This window comes from Peribacillus sp. SIMBA_075, from assembly GCF_046534585.1.
On record NZ_JAWRYN010000012.1, the window covers coordinates 41,710 to 64,148 of the forward strand.

Sequence of the window (22,439 nt, forward strand, 5' to 3'; positions counted from 1 at the left end):
AATTTCAACAGCTACCTAAAACAGAAAAACTTCAGCCTTTTCCTGCTTGGAATCCTGGATATTTGGTCATACCGCCATCAGCATATAAGGTCATGCCCGTTACGTAGCTTGATTCAGCTGAGGCTAGCCAGGCAGCACAAGCGGCAATCTGTTCCGGTTTACCGATATATCCCATCGGTATCAGGTCGATGACTTCTTGTTTAGATTTTGGGTCATTGAACTTCTCTGCATTGATGGGTGTGTCGATTGCGCCGGGGGAAATGTTATTTATCCGTATCCCTTTAGGAGCATATTCAAGTGCAAGGGTTTCTGTCATCATCTTCACACCGCCCTTACTTGCTGCATAATGGGCAAAATGAGGCCATGGAATCCGGTCATGAACGGAAGACATATTAATGATATTGCCCTTGATACCATGATCGAGCATATAACTGATAGCTTCCCTGCTTGCGAGGAACATACCCGTAAGATTTACATCGATGACTTTCTGCCAATCCTCAAGCGTCAGCTTTTCGCTCGGGACTTCATTTTCAATGCCTGCATTGTTGATCATGATGTCGATGGTACCGAAAGTGTCGATAGCAAATGAAAGTAATTTCTTTACATCTGCTTCCTTTGAAACGTCGCCTTGAATGGCTGCGGCTTTCCCGCCTGCTGCTTCAATCGTTTTAATGATTTCCTTATGGTCGCCATTTTCAGTGTGATAATTTAATACGACATGTGCTTTTTCTTTACCGAACCTTTCGGCCATGGCTTTTCCTAACCCTTTTGCCGCCCCAGTGATCACGACTACTTTTTTCTCTAAATCTTCATACATCATTTATCGCTCCTTTTACTATTCTTTTGTAAAGCCAATCATGATTCCACCAGCAATTACGAGTACACATCCGATGATGACGAAGGCCATCTGCTTTTTGGATTTTCTCTCTCCTAAAAGAAAGATGCCTCCTAAAGTGGAAATGACGATTCCCATTTGGGAAAATGAGAATGCAATGGCAACGCCAACCTTTGGATTAGCGAGCAGGAGACCGATATTACCCACTGCCCACATCATTCCGGTTAGAATATTTCTTCCGGCATACTTATTAAACGGTTTATGTTTGATGGAAAGGAGCAGGGCAGCTAGGAACATGCCAATTGCTTGTGGCAGGATGGCCGACCATCCGTCAACTTCATTCCATCTGACAACAATGACATATGTAACATAACCCAACGTTGAAATGACAAGATAAAAAATCCCTTTTTTCATGCTTCCTTCTTTTTTGTTTTCACCGTCGCCATAGCTTGTCAGCAAGACACCCGTAATCAAGCAGATGATTGCAGCTATGCCGATGATGATTGTAATTTTGTCATTCCATTCCCTGAAAAGGATAACGGCAAAAAATGTATTTCCCAGGATTTGCAGTCCGGTTGAGATTGGAACGGTTTTAGATACTCCGATTTCCTTGACGCTATTAAACTGAAATAATTGCCCGAATGCCCACCCTATTCCGGATATGATGCCGACAATCCAGACTAGACTGCTCCATTCGGGTGGATTGATGATAGACATCACGATGGCAAACAGTAATGAACCGATTGTAATGCCAAGTGTTTGATTATAAGAGTTACCTCCAAGTTTTTCGGAAACAAGCACTAAGCTGCCCCATGTCAATGCAGGGAGTAGCGCAAAGAGAAAACCTTCCACAAATTTCATCTCCTAAACTAGAAAACAATGTTCTAATGAATATAAAATAGTTAGTTAGTAAGCTATTGAATGTATTTAGAGTTTTCCCTTTACACGGGAATGAAAACATGGATTTAATTTACCATTTGTAATTTTAGGGCTGAAACAATGAAATAATAAGTGGTTTATGCTACTTTTAACTTATAAATAGATAGGAGAAATAGTATGACGACACTGAATGAATGGTTTGAAAAGGGGATTCCGGCTAAAGAATTTATATCTTCGATGAAAGTCCATAAAGAAAACTTACAATCGATTCAGGAGCGTTTTTCCATTACTGAAGCGGATCAAGTTTTTTTAAATGAATTAGAATCGAAGGAACTTCGAGCAATTGTCATTACTGAAGACTGGTGCGGAGATGCAATGATGAATATACCTATTCTGCTGAATATATCTGAAGCGGCAAATATTGAAACTCGCATGGTTTTACGAGATCAAAATCTTGAGCTGATCGATCAATACTTAACGAATGGAACAGCGCGTTCTATTCCAATCTTTATATTCATTGATAGGAATGGTGAAGAAAAAGCGGTTTGGGGACCTCGTGCACCAAAAGTGCAAGAGTACGTAATGGAGTTGAGATCTGACCTGCCTGTTAAGGATGATGAAAGTTTTGAGGCAGAGCAAAAAGAAGTTTTTAAAAAGATAACAGTGGCTTTTTCTGAAGATAAGCACCTTTGGGACGAAGTATACGGCAGTATCAAGGAAGCTTTGGGGAAAATTTGATAGTTGATGAGTGACCCTCTTGCGGCTGACATCGGGTATACTCATTTTGATGTCCTCAAAGCAAATAATAAAAACTTGGTGGTAAACTTTTTTTATTGGAGTTTCTTCCATTATGAAGGGGCTGTTCCAAAAGAGATTGGGACCTATTGCTTGTGAATATATAGATATGTTTTTAACGTTTTTTTCTATATTATTTATGGTACCATGGTTTTGGAACAGCCTTTTTCATTTGTTTATGATTCTGGAATAATTGTAACGCCGATGGTTCGTATTGGAGAGTCCTGTTTAGCACTTTGATCCGTAGCTTTGTAGTATTTCAACATTAAATCGTTCAATTCATTTTGAAAGTTAATAAAACTTTCATCATCAAGCTTTAGTTCTAAAAGTGAAAAGGTTGACCCATCTTCTGAGCAGTCTCTTTCTTCTAATTTAGTAAGATAGTTCTGATATTGAGTCATAAGGGATAATTGATAATAAGAAAAAAAGTTCAGCTTTTTCTCATTTGAAGATTTTTTCCATTCTTCCCCGCTAAGTCGCGCTTCTTCTTCATTTAAAACATAGTATTTTTCGGAAACGGATCTCACTTTTTTCTCTTTTACAATGCGAATGACCCCTGAATCCAACAAAACCTGTATATGTCTATATAATGTTGCTTGTGGTACATCTTTAATGATTTTTAACATTTCTAAAGGTGTTAAACCATTTTCCCTGTTTCTCATTAAAGCTTGAGAAATCTTTATTCTTACAGGGTGCATTAAAATTTCAGCTTTATTAATCATCGTATTCTCCTTACATTAGAAATTAATAACTGGATAATGTTAATCAATTTTGATGTTTCAGCAGTTCTCTTTCCTTATAGGTCATGAATAATAAGTTTATTTAATCATATATTGTAATGTTGGAATCATTTTCATTTACGAAAATGACACATTTGGAAAAATAATATTACCGAAATATTTTTTCGAAGTAAATAAAAAGCCATTTTAAATATTTTCAATTGTTAAAAGCTAATCTCTCCATGCAATAAAGCATAGAGGATATACACGAATAAGCGTTAAAAATATCATTATATTTTTATTGTTATTTATAATGATAATATTATCATTATAAATAACAATAAAAACTAAAACAATATTTTATAAAGAAAAAAATAGGTGCAATATTCCAATTTACATGTTATCATTATTGATAATGATAACATTATTTCGTTATTAAAGGAGTGATTATATATGGAATTGCATTATGGATGGAACGAATTGAAAGATATTGATTTCATGTCTATTCTGCCGATTATTTTACCGGTAATTGTTATTGGATTGATTTTAGTCCTTATAGCATTGATTGATTTATACAGACATCGAAAGACGAGAAAAAATGTTTTATTGTGGACACTCATCATTATTTTTGCAAATACTATTGGTCCAATTCTGTACTTCGTTATTGGTAGAAAGGACAGTGACAGAATATGAAATTAGAAATTAGAAATGTTACAAAAAAATTCAAAGAAAAAACAGCGGTCAATAATTTTTCAATGGAACTGCAATCAGGGGAATGTGTTGGATTGATCGGGCCAAATGGGGCTGGTAAATCGACACTAATAAAAGTGATTGCAGATATTATAGATCCAAGTATGGGAGAGATATTGCTTGATGGTAAGAAAATTTCAAAAATGAAAAAGGAAATAGGCTACTTACCGCAATACCCAAACTTCTTTCAATGGATGACTGCCAAAGAAACACTAACTTTCATGGGGCAGCTCTCAGGCATCAAGAAGGAAGAATTACTAAGGGGCATTCCAGAGATAATGTCGAAAGTAGGTTTGAGCGGGGAAGAGAATTCGAAGGTGAGGACTTTTTCAGGCGGAATGAAACAGAGGCTTGGAATTGCACAAGCGTTGTTACATAAACCAGCATTGATTGTCATGGATGAACCAGTTTCAGCATTAGATCCAATCGGCCGGAGAGAAGTGTTAAATATAATAAAAGAAATAAAGAAAGATACGACAATTTTAATATCGACACATATATTAAGCGATGCAGAAGAAATATGTGAGAGATTTGTCATAATAAAGAGTGGTAAAAAAATCGAAGATACAACAATGTCAGAATTATTAAACAGGAATAGCGGAAATAAAATAAATGTCGATATAACCTCTAAAAGTCAAAAATGGATTGAAAACGTTAAAAGCTTGAACTTTGTAAAAGGTGTAGAGGTAACGGGAAATAAATTGAAGATAGAAGTGGAAAATATTGAGTCGAACAAGAACATGTTACTCGCGAGTGCTCTTGAGCATAATGTTGATCTTGTAAGGTTTGAAATAGATAACGATACATTGGAAGAGATATTCTTAAAATTGGTGGTGGAAAAATGAATAATTTTACCGTTTTAGCGAAAAAGGAATTTGTTCAGATGGTACGTGAATTTAAAGTGATTTGGCTGCCACTTGTATTTATATTTTTAGGAATAACTCAACCAGTTGTAAGCTATTACTTACCTTCAATATTAGAGGCACTGGGTGGGGGCCAAGGAATCACGATTGATCCAAGCATGGCTGCACAAAAAGGCGGCGAAGTTCTTGCAAGTACATTAGGGTCCCAATTTGATCAGCTGGGGGTCATGATCATCATCGTTTCCATGATGGGGGTCGTACAATCTGATAAAGCAAATGGTATGCTGGCTTTCATTCTTACAAGGCCCGTGACGGTTGTATCTTATATAAGCGGGAAAATCATTTCCAACTATCTATTTGTTGCCTGCAGTGTAGCATTAGGATACTTGGTTTCATATCTGTATGTAGTTTTTTTGTTTACGAGTGTTGATTTTGTGGATTTAATAATAGCTTTGCTGTTCTATCTGCTGTGGATTCTATTTATCGTTTCATTCACGACGATGATCAGTACCATTTTTAATAGTCAGGGTATTATTGCAATAATTTCGATAGTATTTCTCCTCGGCTGCAGAATCATTGTTGGTTTAAATCCGGTTATGGACAATTTGAATCCAGCGAGCATGAGTAAACATGCCATGGAAGTACTGATTTTAGGTACAGTCAATACACAGGCGATTTGGGGTGCATTAGCGGCACTTGCGTTGACGGCGCTAACGATATTAGTAACGAACATATGGATTTCAAAAAAGAAATTCAATAACGAATAGTTTGGGAGGAAATGTGTTATTCATGAAGTGATTGGAGGATGATAACATTGTTAAGCATCACAGATTTAGAGAAAAGCTACTCAACAAAGAAGATATTGAATGGTGTAAATCTAAAAATCAAAAAAGGGGAAATTTTAGGTTTTATAGGTGCGAATGGTGCAGGAAAAACAACTACGCTGAATATTATTACAGGCATATTGGATTATGAAAATGGAAAGGTTGAAATAAATGGCCTGACCAAGGAAGACGGCATAGAATTTAAAAAACAATTTTTCTTCATTCCTGATACTATCAATGTATTTAAAAATGTTTCGGGGTTTGATTGGATTCGGTTCTTGATGAACCTATATGGGAATGATGACAAAGAACGTTTGGGGAAATATATCAATCGGTTTGGGATGCAGGATTTCATTAAAAAGCCAATGGGAAGCTATTCTTATGGGATGATGCATAAGGTATCCCTGATAGCGGCTTTTACCATTAATCCCCCGATCATCATTATGGATGAACCGTTAAATGGATTAGATCCAAACGCCGTTTTAGTTTTTAAGGGGTTAATCAAACAATATGTTGAAATGGGCGGTACAGTGTTTTTCTCGACACATCTATTAGATGTGGCAGAAAAAATTTGTAATACAGTGGCTATTTTAAAAGAGGGTAAAATCATCCTGCATGATGAAATAAAAAATATAATAGGTGAAAGTTCTTTAGAATCTACCTTTATGGAGGCTCAGGTATATGAAGGAAAAACTTCAATTAACTAGATTTTTCGTTTCTTCCTTCTATAAAATGCCCAAGCAGACAATGCTGCAGGCTGTTTTGATAATAGCCGTTTTTTATATGTTTTTGCAGCTAACTGTCGTAAATGCCTTTGTTTATTTTCTTGGGGATACCCAGGTCTTCCTGTTTTACAATTTAACCATTTCGAGCATTCTCGTCTTTGCATTGGTTTGCTATTTATCCACATCGCAAATATTTGCTTATTATGAATTTAAAGTATTGGCTCCGCTGCCACTGACCTATAAGGAGATATCAAAGGCTAAGGTACTAAGTAGCTTATGGGTGCCTATCATCTTATCGATGGTAATCCAAGTGCCGACCATGGGATTCTTGATAGTCGATCAAAAGTTTATGGAAGCGATTAAATTATTAATATTTTTACCCATTGTAAATGGATTAACGGCATTGATTCTCCTATTCATTCTGTCGTGCATTAATAGGTATTATTATAAATTCAAAAATAAAATAACATATTTAATGGTGAACATTGCCGTCATCCTAATGCTTTTGATTAGTTCCATTGTTTATTTTGCTGGAAAATCATCAATTGCTATATCAAAGGTCATTTCGGATATTGATTTGAATTCTATTGAAGGGTTAAAAAACTCATTGGAATTCATAATGAAACATATGTTTGAAACCGCAAATATGATTCCAGTGATTAATTGGATACTAGATGCATTTGTATCAGATGAAATAACTGCTCATTTTCTTGTTATCTATATTTCGACAATATTAATCAGTTTCCTATTATATACATTCATTATAGAAAACATTTCTGTTAATTATTTTAAAAACGGGTTATTGGAAAATAATAAAACGAATATGAAAAACTCAAAGGTCAATATCTCCAAAAATCAATGGAGTAACTATTTACAAAGAGAGATATGGATCATTAAGTCTGAAGCATATTTTAAGATGCAAATAGTTTTAGGTCTTTTATTACCGCCAATCTTTTCACTTGTAATGCTATTGTTGATACAGAAGGAAGTGTTTCCAAATTATTTGGATATAACGAAAGAAGGAGTCTTTGATAAATACTTTTCATATTCTGTCCTCTTTTTGAGTTGTATAAATAATATAAGCGGAACCCCATATTCAAGAGAAGGGAAATATCATTATTTACTGAAAAGTGCCCCTTTTAATGAAAGATATGTTTATTTTTCTAAAGTGATATTTTCATCAATTATCAGTATTATAGCCGTAGTGATCAGCTTTTTAATATTTGCTCTATTTGGCCATTGGGAATTGGAAAGTGCAGTCATGTTATTAATTATTTCTTGTTTAGTGGTTTGCTATAATCTTCTAACACCCATATATGATATGAAAAACCCAAGTATAGAATGGGAGAACCCATCAGCTGCAATTAAATCAAACCCCAATGTATTAATAAGCCTACTTTATGGATTTCCATTTTTAATCATGGTTGCACTCATTCATTTTGGCTTGGTCTGGTTCAGTGTCCAGCCAATTATGGGAGCTCTCATAATTTTAATGATCGTAATAGTAATCAATTCCGTTTTGGTTAATAGGTTGAAACTATATTTATGAAAGTCTTTATATTGGAAAAATTTTTTTTCGTTGATAAAGGATGTACAGAAAATCGGCACTAAATAAATTTAAAAAAGGAGTGTCTTATTATGGGGAAGCACCATGATAAAGATTTTAAAATTTATGCTGCTCGATTAGTATTGGAAGAAGGCAGAAAACCTAGAGAATTGGCCGAAGAGCTCAATATCTCGATACCTACATTAAGAAATTGGATCAATAATTATAAAGAAACAAATGAAGAGGGCTTGGAGGATTCCCGTAATGGTTTTACAGGGCTAAGCCTGAAAGAGGAAAAGGATAAAATAATCAAAGACTTACAGGAAGAGAATGAGATATTAAAAAAGGCAATGCATATTTTCACGAAACAACCATAAATGAATGAACAGTATATAAAGCCATATTTTATTTTTCACAATTATAGTGAAAAATAAAATACGGCTTTTTTTATTGAGAAATAAAGGTGGCCAATTAAATATTTTTATATTTTTATAAAAATATTTAAATAAATTAACATTAGGTAAATTGGTAAAGTTATTATTTAATGTCGATAATTTACAAATTTTTAATGGACTCGACAAAATTGTTGTGATAAAGTGTTATCGATAATGATAATAGGTAATAATTAACCTGGAAAATGAAATATTTGTTTTAAAAAAGAAATTTTACAGGATAAAAATGGATGTAATTTGGAGGAGATTCATTATAATTGATTGAATATTTTATGAATAAAAAAATTTTCAAAACTTAGAGATAAAGTTTTATGAAAAGGATTCAGTCAATTTGGACTATATTGATGATATTTTCAACGAAAAGAATGGAATTATTTAATTTGCAAGCTGGCCCCAAAAAATAATTGAAGCAAAGAAAAGTTTGTTTGTGGAAAAAAGCAATTATGAATTTTTAGATATAGGTTTGGATGAAATAAAGAATATATTCCCGTTGAAAGGAGAATTTGGACAGCCGGTCATTGTTAATAACTTGTCTTTTACCAATGAACATCGGTATTTCCATCACTCATACAGATAAAACTTTTGGAATCTTGATTTTTGATCAACTGCATCCAATGGGAATCGATATTGAAGCTAAAACGAAAACTGACTCTGACTTTTTGGAGGCATATTTAACGGAATCCGACAAATAAAGATTAAGGAAAGTGAAGGGGTTTATTTTCTAATAAATTCCAGAAAATAAATTGAGGGGGAATACCAATGGAATTAAAAGTGGAAGCAAATGCTGAATTTAAAAACAATAACAAACTAGTACAATATCTATTTAAAAAAGAGGAAAGAGTACATAAGTTAATCATTTCGTTATTGATCCTCAGTTTAATTGCAGGTATCGAAACGACGCTTTTGTTATATTCTGCAGATCAAAAAGGGATGAATGTATTAAATGGCATGTCCATTTCAGAGATAGGGGTCATGAGTTTTGCCATAAACACAATTGTAATGGGAGCTCTTGGATTATTGGTTACATTTATTATTCAAATAATAATTGTATGCCTATTATTTTTATTCTCAAAAGAAAGATTGGTAAATATAAAAGGGATTTGTCAAGCTGTCATTAATGCAGGGATATGCATTGTAGTTGGATCTGGTGTTAATGCAATAATCGCATTATTGGTTAAGAGCAAGGAAACGACATTTACTAGTTTATCCTTACTCGTGCATGATAAAACTTCAATTCTTCACACATTCTTGGCTGAGTTTGAATTGTTTTATATTGTCAGTTTAATTTTATTCAGCTATAGCTTAGAAAAATTAGCACTCATTAAGAGGAAAAAAGCATTAATCATAACGATTTTCATAGCTTTAATTTCTTTAGTTTTTCATATGTTGACGGTCGCATCAGGCACATATTTAAAATGATGGGGGAAAATGATGAATATGGATTCTTTAGTGAATTTATTTGAGGCAAGTGTTAGGAAATATGAGAACAATATTGCAGTAAGAAATAAAGATATGCACTTTTCATATAAAGAAACGAATATTTTGGCAAATAAAATGGCGATGTATATAAAGGATCAAGGGATAAATATAGGAGACAATGTCGGAATCTATATTGAAAAGTCCGAGTATGTTTTATTTTTAATCATAGCACTCCTTAAATTGGGTGTTACCTATGTACCTATCGACCCTAAAAGTCCGGATGAAAGAGTAAAGCATATAATAAGGAATTCGGAATTGAAGTTATTAATAGGGGATAAAGGTCAGCTTGACGATTTTGATTGTGGGCATTTAACCATTGATGAGGTGGTAGAGAATTCTAAAGATAGAACAGGTGATAATTTACATACCTTAATTGACCCAAAGGATCCAGCTTATATCATTTTTACATCGGGCTCAACCGGCAAGCCTAAAGGAGTTTGTGTTTCACATGAAAATGTCATGAACTTGTTTTTAGGTTGCGAGGGTTTGTTCGAGTTTAGTAATAAAGATAAATGGACATTTTTCCATTCCTACGCATTTGATTTTTCCGTTTGGGAGATGTGGGGAGCTTGGATTTATGGCGGAGAAGTCGTAATGGTTTCATTTGAAGAAAGCAGAAATCCAATATCTTTTGTTGATTTAATGGTAAGTACTCAAACAACCGTTTTTAATTGTACGCCAAGTGCTTTCTTCGAGGTGAGTGGAGAGCTCATAAATCGTCAAAATGAATTGAGTTTAAAATACATTATATTTGGAGGGGAAGCATTAAACTTCAAAAAATTGGCGCAGTGGTTTTCGCCAGAAAACGGCAGGCTGCCAAAGCTAATAAATATGTATGGAATAACTGAAACCACCGTTCATGTAACATACAAAGAAATCGCTAAAAGTGATGTTGAAAAAGGAATCACTAATATCGGAAAAGTCCTGCCTCATCTTGGATTTAAAGTAATGAATCAAAATGGAGAAGAAGTAACCGGAGATGAAGAGGGCGAGTTATACGTTTCAGGAAAAGGTGTTTCGCTAGGTTACTATAAAAATGCCATGATGAATAAGATGAAATTTACTTATATCGATAATGTTCGCTACTATAAGTCAGGAGATGTAGTGAAAGTTTTAGATGATGGGGATCTGCAATATATCTCCAGGAATGATGAGCAAGTGCAGCTAAGGGGTTTCAGGATTGAATTAGGGGAAATTGAGAGCTCGTACAATGAATTGAAAAACATCAAGAATGCTGTCGTTACAATGGATACAGCGTTTAATGATGATAAGCATTTATTTTTATACTATGTTGCTGATGAGGAATTAGCTGCTGATTATTTGAGGGAAAGTGTAGGAAGCTCATTACCGTCCTATATGATACCAAGCTTTTTTATCAAGGTAGACAACATCCCCTTAACTGTAAACGGAAAACTGGACAAATCATTATTACCCAAAGTCATTATAAAAGACAGTGAAACTGCATCGAGTATTAAGAGTCCAGCAGATGAAAAAATAAGTGAAAAAGTAAGAGAAGTGGTTGTTAGCATCATAGGTAATGAGGTTATAAAAAATAATCAGTCACTACTTGAAAGTGGAATGAACTCATTATCGATAATGAGATTAATTGTCAAGATAAAAGATCAATTCAATACCGAAATCGCTCCTTCAGTTTTTTTGGATAACGATACGATTACGAAATTATCCCAAGTTTTAGAAACCCGTAAAAAAGAAGAGGTAAAGCAAGATTATATACCTATAAATGACATGAATACATACCCTTTAACATATGAACAAGAAAATTTGTGGTTCATTCACCAAACCAATGTAGATAAATCGTTATATAACATAGTTTTTTCTTATGAAATATCAGGTGAAGTGAATAAAGGAAAACTGGAGATATCTTTAGATAAGCTGAGCAATAAACATCAAATTTTAAAAAGTATCATAAGAGAACAATCTGGAAAAGGCATCTTGGTTTTTGATGAGTCGATTAACCATTGTATTAACTATATTGATGTTTCGGACATTCCTTTAGACATACAGGAAGAAAAAATAAATCACTTGGTGAATGAAGAAACGGAACGACAATTCGATATAAGTAATGGTCCTCTCTTATGGATTGCGTTAGTGAAGAAAAATGAATGTGAATATCAATTAATATGTAATATCCATCATATTATTTTTGATGGTTGGTCGATTCCATTAATGATCAATGAATGGTTTTCCATTTATGAGGAAATCGAGAATGGGGAACAAAATGATATAAATAACAAATCCATTCAATATGGAGATTATGCTTTATGGCAAAAAAACTCACCAAATTATATAAATGGCAAGGATAATGAGTTCTGGAGTAATGAAATAACTGCATTACGGCAAAAGTCCTTATTACAATATGATCATCAAAAAACAGGAGAAGGTAAAAGCACCTCCGATATTATCAGCTTCTTGTTACCAAAAGATATTCAGCACAATCTGGAAAGTCTTCATAAAAAAACGAAGTCGACTTTGTTCATGAGTTTACTTACAGCCTATCAAACCTTTTTGTCTGTTTATTTTGATGAAGAGGAAGTTGTCGTCGGAAGTCCATTGGCGAAGAGAAACCATGTGGATACAGAACAATTGATAGGTTATTTCGTCAACACCTTGCCCTTTAAAATAAAGGTATCTCAGGATGATTCATTTAAAGGTATTTTAAGAAAAAATATAAAAAATATTGCAGGTGTTTTTGACCATCAAAATTTACCTACTAAAGAAATTTTAAAATATTCATCGGAAGAAAGAACCATGGAAAATACGCCTTTGTTCGATACAGTATTTGTTCTGCAGAATAACCAAAAAGAAAAGCTGGCTTATAAAGATTTCAAATTAAAACCAAAAAAAATCAATACCTTTAAAGCTAAATTTGATTTGGTTGTTCAGGTAGAGGAAATTGATGAGGATGAATTAGTCATTTCGTTTGAATTCAACAAATCATTATTCAATAAAACGACGATTCAAAGAATGGCTAAAAATTTCAAATATTGGCTGCAAGAGATTACAACCCAGGAAAGCAGGAAATTAAAGGACATTACCTATTTAGAGCCTGCACAGTTACAATCACTAATCGAAATGGGGACAAGTAACGTAAAACAAGAAATGGAAGATCAACATTTTGAAGATGTAATAACTAGGTTTGAGAATAAAGTACGTACAAATTTCAATGATATTGCCATTGTTCATGGAGATGATCAAGTATCGTATAGCGAGTTAAATGCCCGGGCAAATCAGGTGGCACATAAATTATTCCGAAACGATGTAGGTGCAGAAGATAGAATAGGTATTTTTATGGATCGATCGATCAATATGGTAACGGCTATTTTAGCCATTATGAAAGTTGGGGCAGGGTACGTGCCTTTGGACCCATCACAGCCAGAGTCGCGGCTGAAACATATGATTGAGGATTCTCAAATCATATATTGTTTAAGTAATGAAGAAGGACTTTCAAAGTATCCCGGTGATAAAGGAAAACTAATATTGATTGAAGACATACTAAAAGTAAGAGAAAGTGAATGTGAAGAATTCGATTCAAGAAAGCTATCGGATAATGATTTGGCCTATATCATCTACACTTCAGGAACAACGGGAAAACCTAAAGGAGTCATGATTGAACATGGCGGATTGGCAAACCTCTGTGATTGGCATATCGATTATTATTCTGTTGATGAAAAAGATGCAGCATTACTGGTTTCGAATACATCTTTTGACGCTTCTGTTTGGGAGGCATTCCCTTACCTAACGAATGGGAATAAACTCCTGATTCTGGATTACTATGATTTACTGGATGTGGAGATCCTTTCGGAGAAGTTAGAAAAGGAGAGTGTCACACTCGCATTTTTTTCAACGGGACTGCTAGAGCAATTATTTATCAACGAAATGAAATTCCCGCAATCAATCAGAGCTATATTGACAGGTGGGGATCGTTTAAAAACGAAACCTGATCGTTTGAGTTTTGACTTATATAATAATTATGGGCCAACGGAGGGTACTGTCGTAGCGACTGTATATAAGGTACTTCCAAGTGATGATACAGTGATCCCCATTGGTAAGCCAATTCTAAATGCAGAAGCGTTCGTGTTGAATTCCAGGATGAAGCCTACACCTAAAGGGCAAATAGGCGAGCTGTATATCGGCGGAAAAGGAATTGCAAGAGGATATATAAATAATCCGGAGAAGAACGATGAAAGCTTTATTCCGAGTCCGTTCAATCCCTCAAAAAGGCTTTATAAAACTGGAGATTTGGTTAAGTATACCGAGGATGGAAATTTACTATTTGCAGGAAGAGCGGATGACCAAGTGAAAATCCGGGGATATCGTATCGAACTTGGTGAGATCAGTGCTGTTCTAAACAAATGTACAGGTATAAAGGATTGCTTTATCGCGATAAAAGATGAATCTAAATCGAAGAAATTCATCATTGCTTATTATATCTCAGACAATGATCTGGAAGAAAATCATATCAGGGATTATATGAAGAATCATCTTCCTCATTATATGATTCCTTCTTACTTCATTAAAATGGAATCTTTTCCGCTGACCGTTAACGGCAAAGTGGATACGAAGAGCTTACCGGATACAAAAACGAACTCGGAAGAGACTAAAAGTAAAAGTGTCATTAATGAAACGGAACAAAAATTGCTAAAGATATGGAAAGAGGTCCTGAATAATCAGGAAATAGCCATCCGCGATAACTTTTTCGAATGTGGGGGAGACTCCATCCTAAGCATTCAAATTTGTTCACTTGCCAAGAAAGAAAATCTTTTCATTACTTCAAAAGATATCTTTGAAAAACAAAGTATCGAAGAGCTGGCAAAGGTTGTGGAATCGACGGGGGATTTAACGATAAATCAGTCTGACGTTTTTGGAAAGGCATCATTTACACCTATTCAAAGTTGGTTTTTCTCTCAACAAATAAATAATTATAATCATTGGAATCAATCCGTAACATTAAAGGGCTACCCGCAACTGAGTGAGAAAAGGCTTATGAGGATCATGGCGCATATCGTTAAACATCATGATGGGCTGAGATCAAGGTTCACTATCAAAGAAGCATTTTCACAAATAGAAAAAAATACGGACCCGAATGAAAATTGGACTTTGAATTACGTAAATCTATCAAACATGAATAAGGACATACAAGAACAGGAAATTGTTAAACTCGGAATCGATGCACAAGAGGGCATAAACATTTCAAACGGACCGCTGATGAAAATTGTATGCATCAATACAGGCAAAAATGAGCATAGAATCATTTGGATCATTCATCATTTACTTGTTGATGGGGTTTCCTGGAGAATCTTACTCGAAGACTTTGACCGGCTATATATTCAAGATATTAACGAACAAGAACTAAAACTGGATAATAAAACGACATCATATAAGGAATGGGCAAATAACCTTAATGATTACAAAAATAGTATTCCTTTAGTCATTAAAGAGTACTGGCTGAATGAAAATAACGCACTGTATGAAAACGCCTTGGTCAAAACAGGGAATGCATACGATGGAAGATCATTTGATATGAAGCTGAATAAAGAGATGACAAACAAAATCTATAATGAAATGACAAAAGCTCATAAAGCATCCATCGATGAACTATACTTATCTATTTTTGCAATGCTAATCGGGAATTATTTTAATAAAAAAGATATTCATTTTACTTTGGAGGGACATGGTCGCGAGGAATTATTCGCAGATGTCGATTTATCCAGAACAGTGGGATGGTTTACGACCATGTGCCCGGTTTATTTAGAAAATAAACAATCCATTACAAACACGATTAAAGGTACAAAGAAAAAGTTAAGGGCCTTGCCTAATAAAGGGATTGAGTATGGGATCATGACCGAATTATGTGGCGAGACACAAATGAAACAAAATAAGCCGCTTATCAGTTTTAATAATTTAGGTAGATTTCATCAAAACAATGAATTGGCTGCGAAGGAGGTCATCTTTTTTAGTGAACATGATATTCAACATAATTCCTATACCGAGCATGAAGTCGATATCGAATTACTTGTAGTGAATGAAGAGCAAACTATAAAAATAAACTACAACAAACATTTCGTAAGAGAAGATTTTGAGAATTATATTCAAAACAATTTGCTGGAATTGTTAGAAGCAGTGACAAAATTGGAAAATTCGATGTACGGTCCGGAAGACTTTCCATTAGTGGATGTGCCTGAAGAGGAACTTAACCAACTACTAAGCAAAGAAACAGGAATTGTTGATATTTATGAATTGACTGCTTTGCAAAAAGGGATGTTATATCATAGTTTATTTGATAGTGAGAGCAGTCAGTATAAAGTACAACTCATTTTTGATATGAAAGGCGTTCTGGACGTCGCAAAATTAAAGAATGCCATTGAGACAGCAGCTGGGAAACATGACATTTTAAAAACGAAATTATATTCAAGTAGAAAAGGGATATTCTATCAACTATTAATGAGTTCCATGGATATCGAGATTAAATATGAAGAAATGACCGATCATAAAGCGAAGCTGGAAAAGTTGTTAGCAGATCAATACAAAATCATAGATATCGAGAACAATAGGTTGAATAGCTTCATGATCGTTAAGCTTGCGGAAAATGAGTACCAATTAATATGGACATTCCATCATATTATTATGGATGGTTGGAGTTATTCGATGGTGATTAATGACATTTTTGACTCTTATCATTCAATAACACCGTCATCATCTTTGAGTACCTCATTTAAAAAGTATGTTGAATATATGAAAGATTATACGAGTAATAAGGAGCTGCGGGACTATTGGGCAGGGAAACTGGAAGGTGTCCGAAGTTCTGTACCTAGTTTAACGGGAGTGTTGGAAGGCGAGGGTTACATTGAGAATAGCTACTTGAAAGTACTGGATGAGGAATTGAGTGATTCCATTCAACGATTCTGTCAGGAATACAAGATTACCATGAATACTTTCTTTCTAACTATTTGGCTAACTACTTTAAAAGAATTAAAAGGTACGGATAATGTATGTTGCGGCGTAGTGACATCCGGCAGGAATATCCCGGTTCAAAATATTGAGGTTATGGTTGGTCCATTTATCAATACCGTTCCGTTTATAAAGCATATCAGCCAAGAGAAGACCTACATGGAACTGCTGGATGAGGTTCAAAAGGAATTTTTGGAACTAAGTGCCTATGAGAATACACCATTATCAGAAATTTATGAATGGGCTAATATGAAAGATCATTTATTTGACTCATTATATGCTTTTGAAAACTATCCCATACAACTAGCTAATACTGGTGAAATCAATGTAAGTTTGAAAGAAGGGCGGGAAACCACCCATTATCCAATCGTCATCATCATTAACCCTGGTTCAAGTGTTCAAATTAAGTTTAATGAGGCAGCGGTCAATCTAAAGTTAAGGACATCAGTCATTTCTATATTTAATCAAATCTTAAACGGAATGTTAGAAAAAATGAAAGTTAAGTGAGGGGAAATATATGGAGACAACTATTGCGGTCAAGGGAAGGTTAATTGAGGAAAAGCTTATTGGATTTTGGAAAGAGATCTTAGAACAAGAAACCATTGGTACAGATTCTAATTTCTTTGATTTAGGGGGGAATTCCCTTTTAGCCATGCAATTTATTCAAATGGTGAAGAATAACATGGGAGTAAGATTGCCAATCAAAGTGTTGTTCGAACAATCAACCATACAGGAACTATCTGTACTCATCAAACAATTGGACGATATTAATAAGTTAAGTTGAATGGAAAAGAATTGAGGTGATGTTCTATGAACAGGATCATAAGTGAAACGGAAGATAGGCTATTAAACATGATTTCAATTATCATCGAACCTCTTAAAATATCACTATTAGAGGACATGAATGCATCACTAAGTACAAATGAAAAAAAGGATGAGTTTTTGTCTTCGATAAAACGGGAGTTCGGTATTCAATTAACATCTGAAATCATTACAAGTCAATGGAACATAGAAAGGTTGGCAAGTTTCCTGGACATGCTTCTCAGCATGAGAGAAGACGAGGTCAATAAGCCTTATAAACGTGGAAAAAGGGAAGGGATGCTTTCTCATAATCAAGATCGAATGTATCTGTTTGACAGTCTCGATGATAGGAAAATGCTCTATAATATGCCATTTAAATTCATTTTAAATGGCGTAGTGGACATTGGTGACTTACAACAGGCATTAGATATCATGATTGAACGCCATGAAACTTTACGAACCAATTTTAAGGGTGAAGAACATCAAGTACTTCAATTCTTGTCAAAAAACAGCAGTAACTTAATAGCCTATGAGGACTGTCGGGAAGTAGGCCCCGAAGTCAGTAATATAATGGTGACCTCCCATCTTACTGAAGAAATAGAAAGATGTTTTGATCTGGAAAATGATCGGTTATTTAATATGAAGCTATTTCGAATTGAGGAAGAAACGTATTATTTAGTATGCAATTTTCACCATATCATTTTTGATGGAGTATCGTTTGTAACCTTTTTCGAGGAGTTAATGGAGATTTATGAAAGGATTCAAACGGGCAAGGTTGGTGATATTCCTCCTGTGGACATGCAATATTTAGATTATGCTGTCTGGCATAAGGAGTGGGTCAGGGAAAGTACGCCAAGCCAAAGGAGGTTTTGGGAAAGTTATTTAGATCGGGAGGAAGAAGCATTAGAACTTCCATTTGACTTTCAGCGTCCAAAATCACCTTCTTATTCTGGTGACAGACTGGAAATGCCTATAACGGATGAACTTCGTTTATTGATAGACAGGATTTTAAAGGAGAATGGCACAACCTTATATACTTTTATGATGACCGCCTATCAAGTGTTTTTAAGTCAGTATACCGGGAAGAATCGAATCATCGTTGGGAGTACCGTTGCAAACCGCGGCCAAGAAGAATTTTCCCGGACAGTTGGGTGCTTTGTCAATACGCTGCCACTGAAGTTAACAGTGGAAGCTACGGAATCATTTAATGAAATCTTGACCCGAAATCGCAAAGTGATTTTGGATGTATTGGAACATCAGGCTTTTCCATTTGAAAAAATTGTTGAAATCATTAATCCAGACAGGGATCTAAGCCAATCCCCATTGTTCCAAACAGCTATGGCTATGGAAGAAAGCTTTGAAGGGAATTTTAGCAATTCATTCTTCACGCTTGAACAAGAGCAGATCGAAATACCTTTTTCAAACTATGATCTAACTATAAAAGTAAAGGGTTCTCATGACCTAATACTTGAATTCGAGTATTCCGATGAGCTTTTCAAACGGGAAACAATCGAAAGACTCATGATGAGTTTCGAAAAATGGTTATTCCAAATTTGTAACAATACAAATATGCCCATTTGTCATTTGGATTATTTAGACGAAAATCAAATGAATAAATTGTTATTTGAGTGGCAAGGTGAGGTTTCGGATGTACATCAAAATGAGACGATCACCTCCATTTTGGAAAGAATCGTTAAGAAGCATCCAAACAAATTAGCCGTTGCTGATAATGGTAAGTCCATTACCTATTCAGAATTAGATCAAAAGTCAAATGTGATTGCGAAATTGCTTAGAAACTATATGGAAAATGGCTCTAATAAAGTGGGCCTGCATGTTAGTAGATCTATTGAGATGGTAATCGGCATGTTGGGAATCATTAAAGCTGGATGTGCATACGTTCCGCTTGATCCCATGCTACCAGCTGAACGGTTGGAATATATCATCAATGATTCAAAGATGGATATATGCATTACGAATCAAGTTGTGGTACCTGCGATTAAAAAGATAGCTAAAGTGATAGATCTTGAATCTGTACATTACATGGATTCCGAATGCTGTACCGAAATGATTACACCATCAGATCTAGCTTACATAATTTATACTTCCGGAACGACAGGAAAACCTAAAGGCGTCATGTTATCCCATAGAGGAGTAGTGAATTTAATAATAAGTCAAAACAAGTACTTACAGCTTGATGTGACCTCAAAGGTATTGCAATTTGCCACCTTTAATTTTGACGCTTCTATATATGAGATTTTTGGAAGCCTATTAAATGGTGCAGAGCTGCATATCGGGAATAATAAGGAGGAAATGTTTGATTTATTCGCATTGGAAAATCAAATCAAAAGTGAAAAGTTAACGCACCTAGTATTGCCGCCAGCGGTATTACTAGAGCTGAATATAGAGGATTCTGATGTGAAATTCGTTGGTTCAGCCGGATCTGAATGTCCAATAGCTTTGCTGGAGCGCTATCAAAATATAAATTTTTATAATGCCTATGGTCCAACGGAATATTCAGTATGGACCACGATTGAAATGTTTAAAGCGTTTGAAAAAAATGAAACTACTAATAATAAAGTATCGATAGGCAAACCAATCCTGAATACTGACGTCTATTTATTAAGTCCTGAGCAAAGACTCGTACCAATAGGTGCTGCAGGGGAAATATATATTGGTGGTGAAGGATTAGCTGTTGGATATGTGAATAATGATGATTTAACAAAAGAAAAGTTCATTGAACATCCTTTTAAAGCTGGAAAGCGTTTGTATCGCAGCGGTGACCTTGCAAAATTCACGAACGATGGTGAGTTGATTTTTCTGGGGCGTAAGGATAATCAAGTGAAAATAAGAGGATTCCGGGTGGAAGTTGATGAGATTTTGGTCAATCTCAATGCATATCCGCAAGTAAGTGACTCATTCATTATGGTTCAGGATCAGCCAAACTTAAATAAACAAATAATCGCTTATTTCACATCAAAACAACAGGTTGATAACGATCACTTAAAAGTATTTTTAAAAGAGAGATTACCAAGTTACATGATTCCTTCATTCTTTATGCAAGTGGACAATTTTCCGTTAAATGCAAATGGGAAAATTGATTCAGCAATTCTTCCGGTACCAGTCACTAGAATCAATACATCAGAAGAACCTAAGACGTTTAATGAGAAAGTGCTTCTTCAGATTTTTAAGAATGTCTTAGGGGTAGATGACATAAGTATCCGAGATAACTTTTTCGAACTTGGCGGCGATTCCATTCAGAGCATCCAAATATGTTCCCTTGCAAGGCAGGAAAGTATAATCATCAGTTCAAAATCAATTTTTGAAAATCAAACGGTAGCTGAGCTTGCAGCGGTTGCAAAAACTGAAAATAAAGTCATGATTCAACCAATAGCCACTAGAGGAAATGTGGAATTGACCCCCATTCAAGAATGGTTCTTTGCTGAACACACGACTTCCATCAATCATTGGAACCAGTCTATTGTGTTTAGTAAAAATTCCTGTGCCCTAATGGAGGATATTGAAAGTATTCTATCTCAAATCGTGGAACATCATGATGGATTGTTGACCTTATTTGAAAAGCATGACGAAAAATATATCGGGAATATAGACTCTGAACACAAAACATGGGAGTTAGTCTATAAGGATATTCATCATTTAGATGAGGAAACGCGAATAAGAACGAGAGATGAATGGGAAAGTACGGTTCAAGGTTCATTGGACATAAGTAATGGACCGATCATGAAAATGCTTGTTTTAAAAGAACAAAAGAACAAGTATCGCTTCTTTTGGGTAATCCATCATTTATTAATCGATGCAGTTTCCTGGAGGATTTTACTTGAAGATTTCAATCATCTCCATGATCAAGCATTAAACAATCAAAAAGGGAAACTCGCCTATAAAACTTCATCATTTAAAGACTGGTCAAATTTCTTAAAGAAATACAAGGAAACGTTGATGGACCCTGAAACACTCCGTTATTGGGAACAAAAAACAAAAAGTGAAATAACGGATTTCATGATAGGGGAAGACTTTATAGCTACGCAAGAAAGAACGGTGGAGAAATCATTCGGTGAAGAAGAAACTGAGTTTTTGATCCAGGAATTAACAGGGCAATCTAAAGCGACTGTAGAAGAAGTATTGTTGTCATTAATTGCGAAGAGTTTGAACCAATCTTTTGAAGTGAAGAAATTCTGGATAGAAGTAGAAGCGCATGGCAGGGAAATGGTGGACGAAACAATGGATGTTACTCGGACCGTTGGCTGGTTTACTGCGATGTATCCAATATTGCTGCATTCAGATAAGACGTTTGATGATACTTTAAAAAACACGAAGAATGCTATAAGGGAAATTCCGAATAAGGGTTTTGATTATGGTGTGATCAAGTATTTAAGTCCTGGGGTCATTCAGGAGCCGGATATCCACGTTACTTTTAACTATTTGGGTAGGTTGGACTCTCAATTCGAATCATCCAATAGCAAGGACTTTGGTGAATTTGAACAAAAACCGAAACTCCATTTTCTGGCATTGATCCAGGACGGAAGACTAAGTATAAAAATAATTTCAAAATTAGCTGAAGAAAAAATGAACTTATTAATAGAAGCCATAGGCAAAGTCGTGATGGAAATCAAGGGATCTGAATTTGATCAAGGTTCTTTAATAGAAAGTGATTTTCCAGATGCAATGCTTACTGAGGAAGATCTGTTTCATATATTGAATTCTAATAAATAATGTGAATACTCATTTAATAGAAAGAAGAAGTCAGTAGATAGGATGGAACACAACGATAATGGAATCGGGAGGCG

General features: G+C 34.9%; 15 protein-coding genes. 12 read left to right on the plus strand and 3 right to left on the minus strand.

What is annotated here, in order from left to right:
- Window positions 1-31: 31 nt before the first annotated feature.
- Both SB775_RS11545 and SB775_RS11550 read right to left on the minus strand, forming a co-directional pair.
- Entirely contained in the window at window positions 32-817 is a 786-nt protein-coding gene (locus tag SB775_RS11545; RefSeq protein WP_410861675.1) for a glucose-1-dehydrogenase, read from the minus strand.
- A gap of 18 nt (window positions 818-835) precedes the next feature.
- A complete protein-coding gene (locus SB775_RS11550; protein WP_410861676.1) occupies window positions 836-1,687 on the minus strand; it encodes a GRP family sugar transporter in 852 nt (283 codons plus the stop codon).
- Window positions 1,688-1,891: 204 nt separating this feature from the next.
- On the opposite strand from SB775_RS11550, the gene SB775_RS11555 reads away from it, so the two are divergent.
- Entirely contained in the window at window positions 1,892-2,452 is a 561-nt protein-coding gene (locus SB775_RS11555; RefSeq protein WP_410861677.1) for a thioredoxin family protein, read from the plus strand.
- Between the two features lie 233 nt (window positions 2,453-2,685).
- Here the strand turns inward: SB775_RS11555 and SB775_RS11560 are convergent, their stop codons facing one another.
- Complete coding sequence (locus tag SB775_RS11560; RefSeq protein ID WP_089362838.1) at window positions 2,686-3,231, minus strand: helix-turn-helix domain-containing protein; 546 nt, start codon at window positions 3,229-3,231, stop codon at window positions 2,686-2,688.
- A 450-nt stretch (window positions 3,232-3,681) separates the two neighbouring features.
- Between SB775_RS11560 and SB775_RS11565 the strand changes: the two genes are divergently transcribed.
- The 11 genes from SB775_RS11565 (at window position 3,682) to SB775_RS11615 (ending at window position 22,365) form a co-directional block, all read left to right on the plus strand.
- Window positions 3,682-3,921: a PLD nuclease N-terminal domain-containing protein gene (locus SB775_RS11565; RefSeq protein ID WP_061461669.1), complete on the plus strand. Its 240-nt coding sequence runs from the start codon at window positions 3,682-3,684 to the stop codon at window positions 3,919-3,921.
- On the plus strand, window positions 3,918-4,823 hold the full coding sequence (locus SB775_RS11570) for an ABC transporter ATP-binding protein (RefSeq protein ID WP_410861678.1): 906 nt from the start codon (window positions 3,918-3,920) through the stop codon (window positions 4,821-4,823). The genes SB775_RS11565 and SB775_RS11570 overlap by 4 nt, the downstream gene beginning before the upstream one ends.
- Complete coding sequence (locus SB775_RS11575) at window positions 4,820-5,608, plus strand: ABC transporter permease (RefSeq protein WP_089362839.1); 789 nt, start codon at window positions 4,820-4,822, stop codon at window positions 5,606-5,608. The genes SB775_RS11570 and SB775_RS11575 overlap by 4 nt, the downstream gene beginning before the upstream one ends.
- A gap of 47 nt (window positions 5,609-5,655) precedes the next feature.
- Entirely contained in the window at window positions 5,656-6,372 is a 717-nt protein-coding gene (locus SB775_RS11580; RefSeq protein ID WP_410861679.1) for an ABC transporter ATP-binding protein, read from the plus strand.
- On the plus strand, window positions 6,347-7,939 hold the full coding sequence (locus SB775_RS11585) for a hypothetical protein (RefSeq protein WP_410861680.1): 1,593 nt from the start codon (window positions 6,347-6,349) through the stop codon (window positions 7,937-7,939). Before SB775_RS11580 ends, SB775_RS11585 begins: the two co-directional genes overlap by 26 nt.
- Before the next feature lie 89 nt (window positions 7,940-8,028).
- Window positions 8,029-8,313, plus strand: coding sequence for a transposase (locus tag SB775_RS11590; protein WP_061461674.1), 285 nt, complete (start codon window positions 8,029-8,031; stop codon window positions 8,311-8,313).
- Between the two features lie 578 nt (window positions 8,314-8,891).
- Window positions 8,892-9,080 carry a hypothetical protein gene (locus SB775_RS11595; RefSeq protein ID WP_410861681.1) on the plus strand — a complete coding sequence of 63 codons (189 nt, stop codon included), beginning with the start codon at window positions 8,892-8,894 and terminating at the stop codon, window positions 9,078-9,080.
- Window positions 9,081-9,147: 67 nt separating this feature from the next.
- Window positions 9,148-9,807: a hypothetical protein gene (locus SB775_RS11600; protein ID WP_410861682.1), complete on the plus strand. Its 660-nt coding sequence runs from the start codon at window positions 9,148-9,150 to the stop codon at window positions 9,805-9,807.
- A gap of 12 nt (window positions 9,808-9,819) precedes the next feature.
- Window positions 9,820-17,343, plus strand: coding sequence for an amino acid adenylation domain-containing protein (locus tag SB775_RS11605; protein ID WP_410861683.1), 7,524 nt, complete (start codon window positions 9,820-9,822; stop codon window positions 17,341-17,343).
- A gap of 10 nt (window positions 17,344-17,353) precedes the next feature.
- A complete protein-coding gene (locus SB775_RS11610; RefSeq protein WP_061461678.1) occupies window positions 17,354-17,620 on the plus strand; it encodes a phosphopantetheine-binding protein in 267 nt (88 codons plus the stop codon).
- Between the two features lie 26 nt (window positions 17,621-17,646).
- Window positions 17,647-22,365 carry an amino acid adenylation domain-containing protein gene (locus tag SB775_RS11615; protein ID WP_410861684.1) on the plus strand — a complete coding sequence of 1,573 codons (4,719 nt, stop codon included), beginning with the start codon at window positions 17,647-17,649 and terminating at the stop codon, window positions 22,363-22,365.
- Window positions 22,366-22,439 lie beyond the last annotated feature (74 nt).

What these genes read in the sequence shown, in the direction of transcription:
- SB775_RS11545 (WP_410861675.1), bottom strand. Translation starts at nt 817, where the DNA reads ATGTATGAAGATTTAGAGAAAAAAGTAGTCGTGATCACTGGGGCGGCA.
- SB775_RS11555 (WP_410861677.1), top strand. Translation starts at nt 1,892, where the DNA reads ATGACGACACTGAATGAATGGTTTGAAAAGGGGATTCCGGCTAAAGAA.
- SB775_RS11560 (WP_089362838.1), bottom strand. Translation starts at nt 3,231, where the DNA reads ATGATTAATAAAGCTGAAATTTTAATGCACCCTGTAAGAATAAAGATT.
- SB775_RS11565 (WP_061461669.1), top strand. Translation starts at nt 3,682, where the DNA reads ATGGAATTGCATTATGGATGGAACGAATTGAAAGATATTGATTTCATG.
- SB775_RS11570 (WP_410861678.1), top strand. Translation starts at nt 3,918, where the DNA reads ATGAAATTAGAAATTAGAAATGTTACAAAAAAATTCAAAGAAAAAACA.
- SB775_RS11575 (WP_089362839.1), top strand. Translation starts at nt 4,820, where the DNA reads ATGAATAATTTTACCGTTTTAGCGAAAAAGGAATTTGTTCAGATGGTA.
- SB775_RS11585 (WP_410861680.1), top strand. Translation starts at nt 6,347, where the DNA reads ATGAAGGAAAAACTTCAATTAACTAGATTTTTCGTTTCTTCCTTCTAT.
- SB775_RS11590 (WP_061461674.1), top strand. Translation starts at nt 8,029, where the DNA reads ATGGGGAAGCACCATGATAAAGATTTTAAAATTTATGCTGCTCGATTA.
- SB775_RS11600 (WP_410861682.1), top strand. Translation starts at nt 9,148, where the DNA reads ATGGAATTAAAAGTGGAAGCAAATGCTGAATTTAAAAACAATAACAAA.
- SB775_RS11605 (WP_410861683.1), top strand. Translation starts at nt 9,820, where the DNA reads ATGAATATGGATTCTTTAGTGAATTTATTTGAGGCAAGTGTTAGGAAA.
- SB775_RS11610 (WP_061461678.1), top strand. Translation starts at nt 17,354, where the DNA reads ATGGAGACAACTATTGCGGTCAAGGGAAGGTTAATTGAGGAAAAGCTT.
- SB775_RS11615 (WP_410861684.1), top strand. Translation starts at nt 17,647, where the DNA reads ATGAACAGGATCATAAGTGAAACGGAAGATAGGCTATTAAACATGATT.